The following is a 4882-nucleotide window of genomic DNA, read 5'->3' as shown; positions in this document are numbered from 1 at the left end:
GATACTGATTGCAGAATACGCGCCTAATTCCCCGCTTCCCACCAGCGGTTGAAGCGGTTCACGCAGGTGGTATGGGGGCCATAACGCGCCGGAATATCCGCCCAGGGCGCTCCGGTCCTGAGCCGCCAGAAGATGCTGTTCAGCACCCGCCGGTCATCCACCCGCTTCACGCCCCGCACTTTGGTTGGCAGCAGGGGCTGGATCACATCCCACTCGAAATCGGTAAGGTCAAAGCGCGCCATGAACACCTCCCGCTCCTGCAGAAAGGGAAGCACAAAACTTAAGTCTTGAGAATCCCGTTTATGGGGATGTGACCTAGCGCGAAGCAGAGGATCAGCATGGCATCTGCGAACTTGCCGCGAAGCGCCACCGCATAGAGGCGCATCAGCGGGTTGATGGATCAGGGTGAACGCCACGATCAGCAGGGACAAAAGCACCGCGCCCGCCAGAACGATCAGATAGGCAGAGCGCCAGGGATCCTGCCCCATCCGGCGTAACCCGGGAAAGTCCGTGATCAGCACGAACGGATGGTCGGCGTTCATGTCAGTGCCGAGCTGCCAGTGCAGCTACAGGCCGCCGATCATCAGCCCGACAAGGGCTCCGGCGAGCAGCCCGGTCGGAACGGCGATGCGCTTCCGGTTCATGGCCTGCCTCCCTCAGAGGTCCAGATCGTGGTCCTTGCGGCGCAACTCGTGCTGCGGTGTTCACGGCTGTGCTCGCGCGCGAGAAGCCGTTCCCTAAGGGAACGAGAGAAGCAGATGCGTGATGTGGCCGTTCTTCGGCTTCCCCCCGCCAGCCGTCTGACCAGTCCAGCGCGATGGCGCGGCGCTGCTCGACTACCCGTTGTGGCCGGGTCCGCCTCCAGCATGCCCGAGGCGGAACGGATCAGGGCCCGCAGGGCATCCGAGTTCGAACTAAAGCCATGCCGATCCTTCAGGGCCTCCAGCGCCTCGCCTTCGGCGGGAGACAGCCGCGTCGAGACGGACTTGACTTCCTTGGTGGCCGTCTCCCGGTCGCGGCGGGGACGGCTCGTGTTCGCCGCTGCGGCAAGCTTGGACCGGACGTAGGGCTTTGCGGTCACCCGGCCGTCATCGCCAGGGCGCGTCAGATCTGCCGGGGTCGGGTTCGTGTCTCGAAGAGCCATGGGGCGCTCCTGTCCACTGGTGTAGACATTACGCATTTCCTGCCATGCCTATTCCTCTCATCATCTCACAATCCGGGGCATCTGTAATGGTCTTCTTTCCCCTGCGGCAACATTCGTGCCCTCCTTACAAGCAACGACGTAGGTTTGCTTATCTTCATACCCGCCTCTGACGCTCATGCTGCGGTTTACAATAACGGCTTTGGAGCAGCACGGCTATGAGGGAAAGAACTGCTCACTTGGAAGGGGTAGCGAGCGGAAGGTGCAGAAGTTAAGCGGCTTGTAGACAGCAGCAGAGCGAGGAAACTCTACGTCCTCGGCTATCCAGACTTTGAATGGATCTCCTTCGCAATGATCATCAAACGAACGTTTAGTCATATCTCCGCATCTGTATAAACCTCCATCCGCCCCCCTTCCGGAGCCCTCCTCATGCCGCTCATTCGCTATGCCCGCGTCTCGGCCCTTGATCAGACCCTCGATCCGCAGCTGGCCGAACTGCGTCAGGCTGGCTGCACCCTGATCCACAAGGAGCACGCCTCGGGCGCCGACCGCACCCGCCCGGCCTTAGCGCGGCTTCTGGCCACCATCCTGCCGGGCGACACGATGGTGGGGGTGCGGCTCGACCGGCTGGCGCGCTCGCTGGCGCATCTCTTGCAGGTGATCGAGACGCTGGAGGCGCGGGGCGCGCATTTCCGGTCCTTGGACGAGAGGCACCAGCCGACGTGCATGCGGGACTGAAGCGGGCTTCGTGAAGCATGTCACCCATCCCGAGGTGAATGGGCTGTTCTGGATCAACATGGCGATCAGCGCGCGCTGCTGGCGGGCATCCCGGTCGCCCCCTTGGCGGCCCGGTTTTTATACCAAGCTAGGTTTGGGCTTTCTGGTTGCCACCCTGAGCCTGCAGATCCTGATCGGCGGCGCGCGGCCTTTCCGTTCGTCGGGGGTGCATCTTGCCGTCGGGGTTCTTTGGCTGCTGCGCGCCCATCTGCCGCAAGACCCGCTGCTGGCCCTGAGCCTGGGCACCGGATTGTCCTATCTGCTGGTCGCCGGCTTTGCCGCAGCCTTCGAGCCCGGCCGGTGGCGGCGTGAGGGGTCGCGGGAAGCCGGCAGGACGGGGAAAATGCCTTTCGACCCCTTGGCTTGGGCGAGGACAGCTTGACGGCCAAGGCTCCGCCAAGCCGAGGGCTGTCATCCAGGTCAGGAAGCTGTCAGGCTTCGAATGAAGCAGTCCCGGAGGACCGGCGCCAGGCGACTGCCGGGATCATGGCAAGGAACCGGCGTTCATCTTGATTAACGCCACATCAGCCAAAACGGTTGACTCAGAAGAAGTTTTAACTTTCCGTTAAGATTGTAGCGTGGCACGGGGTGGGCCTGATATGTCTGTAACGAGTAAATCTTCGGCATCTGATAATCGCATCAACAGCGTGATGGCGGGATTATCGGATGATTACGGGAATTCCGTCGATAGCACGTCTCCGCCCCCGGGCGCCCTGGGCGTTGGCGTCGCCGCCTCCGGGAATATCGAGATTGCCGAAGATGTCGATGCCTTCGCCATCCCGCTTGTCGCAAATCAAAGCTATACCTTTGAGTTGAAAGGATCGCCAAGCGGCAACGGGACGCTGGAGGATCCGTCCCTCATCCTGGTGGACGATGCTGGCCAGTTCGTCGCCTACAACCTGGACCAGGGTCTTGGCGAACTCGAATCCCGGTTCACCTTCACGCCGTCGGTGTCGGGCAATTATTTCCTGATGGCGCAGGCCTTCAGCACTCTTGTGGGAACCTACAGGATTTCCGCCAAACTCAATGCGACCTCTGGCAACGACGTCCTGACGGGAACCCGTTCTGCAGACAGGATCTCGGGCCTTGGCGGCAATGATGTCCTGAATGGTGGTGGCGGTGCGGACAGGCTTTTCGGCGATGGCGGCAATGACATCCTGAACGGTGGTGCCGGCGCCGACCGGCTTGCCGGCGGCCTGGGCAACGACATCTATGAAATCGGTCGAGGTGACACGATTACCGAGGCTGTGCGCGCGGGCATCGACCTGGTAAGAAGCTCGGTCAGCCACACCCTCGGCGCAAATGTCGAGAACCTGGTTCTGACGGGGACGACAGCCCTCAACGGCACCGGCAACGGGCTGAACAACCGCATCACCGGAAACGCCGCCGCCAATATCCTCAAGGGCGGCGCCGGCAACGATGCCCTGTCCGGCGGCGGCGGTGCGGACAGGCTTTACGGGGGCGCGGGCAATGATGTCCTGAACGGCGGTGCCGGGATCGACCGTCTTGTCGGCGGCTTGGGCAACGACACCTACGTCACCGATGGCAGGGACAGGATCACCGAAGCCGTTGGCGCGGGCATCGACCTGGTGAAAAGTGGACGACGGCCCTCAACGGCACCGGCAACGGGCTGGACAACCGCATCACCGGAAACGCCGCCGCCAACATCCTCAAGGGCGGTGGCGGCAACGATATCCTGAACGGCGGTGCTGGTGCAGACAGGCTTTTCGGCGATGCAGGCAAGGACATCCTGGTCGGTGGTTCAGGCCGCGACCGTCTTTTCGGCGGCTTGGGCAACGACACCTACGTCACCGATGGCAGGGACAGGATCACCGAAGCCGTTGGCGCGGGCATCGACCTGGTGAAAAGCTCCGCCAGCTACGCTCTTGGCGCAAATCTCGAGAACCTGGTTCTGACGGGGACGACGGCCCTCAACGGCACCGGCAACGGGCTGGACAACCGCATCACCGGAAACGCCGCCGCCAACATCCTCAAGGGCGGTGGCGGAAACGATGTCCTGTCCGGCAGGGCGGGTGCGGACAGGCTTTTGGGCGATGCGGGCGACGACATCCTGAACGGCGGTTCCGGTGGCGACCGTCTTGTGGGCGGCAGGGGGCAAGACGATCTCTTTGGCGGCGTGGACGCGTCCCGGGATGTCTTCGTGTTCACCTCGCATCTTGACAGCGCGGTGGGCAGGAACCGCGACGTGGTCAATGATTTCACGACCGGCCTGGACGACCTGGACCTGCGTCTTGTCGATGCGGTCGCCTCGACGGCCGGAACCAACGAGGCCTTCCGGTGGGCAGGGACGACGGCCGCCGCTCATTCGGTCTGGTGGACGGAGGTCGCGGGCCAGGGCGTCCTGGTCAGGGGCGATGTCACCGGGGATGCCCGGGCTGACTTCGAAATCCTTCTGAGCGACATCAGCAGCCTCGGCGCGGGCGACGTGCTGCTCTGACCTGTCGCCGCCCGGCTGCACGCCGTTGAACGACATCGCCTGCCTTGGCCGATCAGCCAAGACAGGCGACAAATTTTGGGCGGCCGGAACCGGGCCCGCTCAGCCCGCTGCGGCGACCTCTCCCTGTACCGTGCGGCTCTTCCTGCGGACCTCTTGTGCAAAGCTGTCGAGGTCGTTTTCGCTGACCAGATCGCCGTACCATTGCGGGGGGGCGGGTTCGAAGCCGTGGGTTTCGGCCAGCCTTGCAAGCAGGTCGGCGCCTTCGAGCGACAGCGCGGAGCCGATGCTGAAGTCCGCGGTCTCGCCCGAGAGCGCCAGCAGCATGGTTTCGCTGAGGCAGCCCCAGGCGATGTTGGCGGGCAGGGTCTGGAAGGGGCCGAGGTCCACCGGCGCGGGCGGGCTGACCAGGCCGCCGTCGAAGACCAGCACGCCGCTGCCCGACAGCTCGGCGCGCGCCACGTTGGGCGGGCGGGCCACGTCGCAGACCAGGGTGCCCGGGCGCAGGC

General features: G+C 63.8%; 4 protein-coding genes and 3 pseudogenes. 5 read left to right on the top strand and 2 right to left on the bottom strand.

The features are described 5' to 3' along the window. Window positions 1-29 precede the first annotated feature (29 nt). A pseudogene (locus tag JX613_RS19540) lies at window positions 30-242 on the bottom strand (transposase); the annotation flags it as partial. Window positions 243-1570: 1328 nt separating this feature from the next. Between JX613_RS19540 and JX613_RS19535 the strand changes: the two are divergent. The 5 genes and pseudogenes from JX613_RS19535 to JX613_RS19520 form a co-directional block, all read left to right on the top strand. Beyond that, window positions 1571-1849: pseudogene (locus tag JX613_RS19535) on the top strand (recombinase family protein); the annotation flags it as partial. A gap of 40 nt (window positions 1850-1889) precedes the next feature. Next, entirely contained in the window at window positions 1890-2300 is a 411-nt protein-coding gene (locus JX613_RS19530) for a hypothetical protein (protein ID WP_207103140.1), read from the top strand. A gap of 217 nt (window positions 2301-2517) precedes the next feature. Further along, window positions 2518-3618: a calcium-binding protein gene (locus JX613_RS20225; RefSeq protein WP_207103139.1), complete on the top strand. Its 1101-nt coding sequence runs from the start codon at window positions 2518-2520 to the stop codon at window positions 3616-3618. Next, window positions 3585-3674 (top strand): annotated as a pseudogene (locus tag JX613_RS20460) (calcium-binding protein); the annotation flags it as partial. The gene JX613_RS20225 and the pseudogene JX613_RS20460, both read left to right, overlap by 34 nt. Before the next feature lie 33 nt (window positions 3675-3707). After that, window positions 3708-4376: a calcium-binding protein gene (locus JX613_RS19520; protein WP_237168755.1), complete on the top strand. Its 669-nt coding sequence runs from the start codon at window positions 3708-3710 to the stop codon at window positions 4374-4376. A gap of 99 nt (window positions 4377-4475) precedes the next feature. On the opposite strand, the gene JX613_RS19515 is transcribed toward JX613_RS19520, so the two are convergent. After that, window positions 4476-4882, bottom strand: a 407-nt coding sequence (locus JX613_RS19515) for a hypothetical protein (protein ID WP_207103138.1), incomplete at its 5' end; no start/stop codon positions are given.

The sequence above is a fragment of the Paracoccus shandongensis genome (genome assembly GCF_017315735.1).
Classification (GTDB): domain Bacteria; phylum Pseudomonadota; class Alphaproteobacteria; order Rhodobacterales; family Rhodobacteraceae; genus Paracoccus; species Paracoccus shandongensis.
Note: the sequence above shows the minus strand (reverse complement) of the source record. Positions and strands in the feature narration are given on the sequence as shown.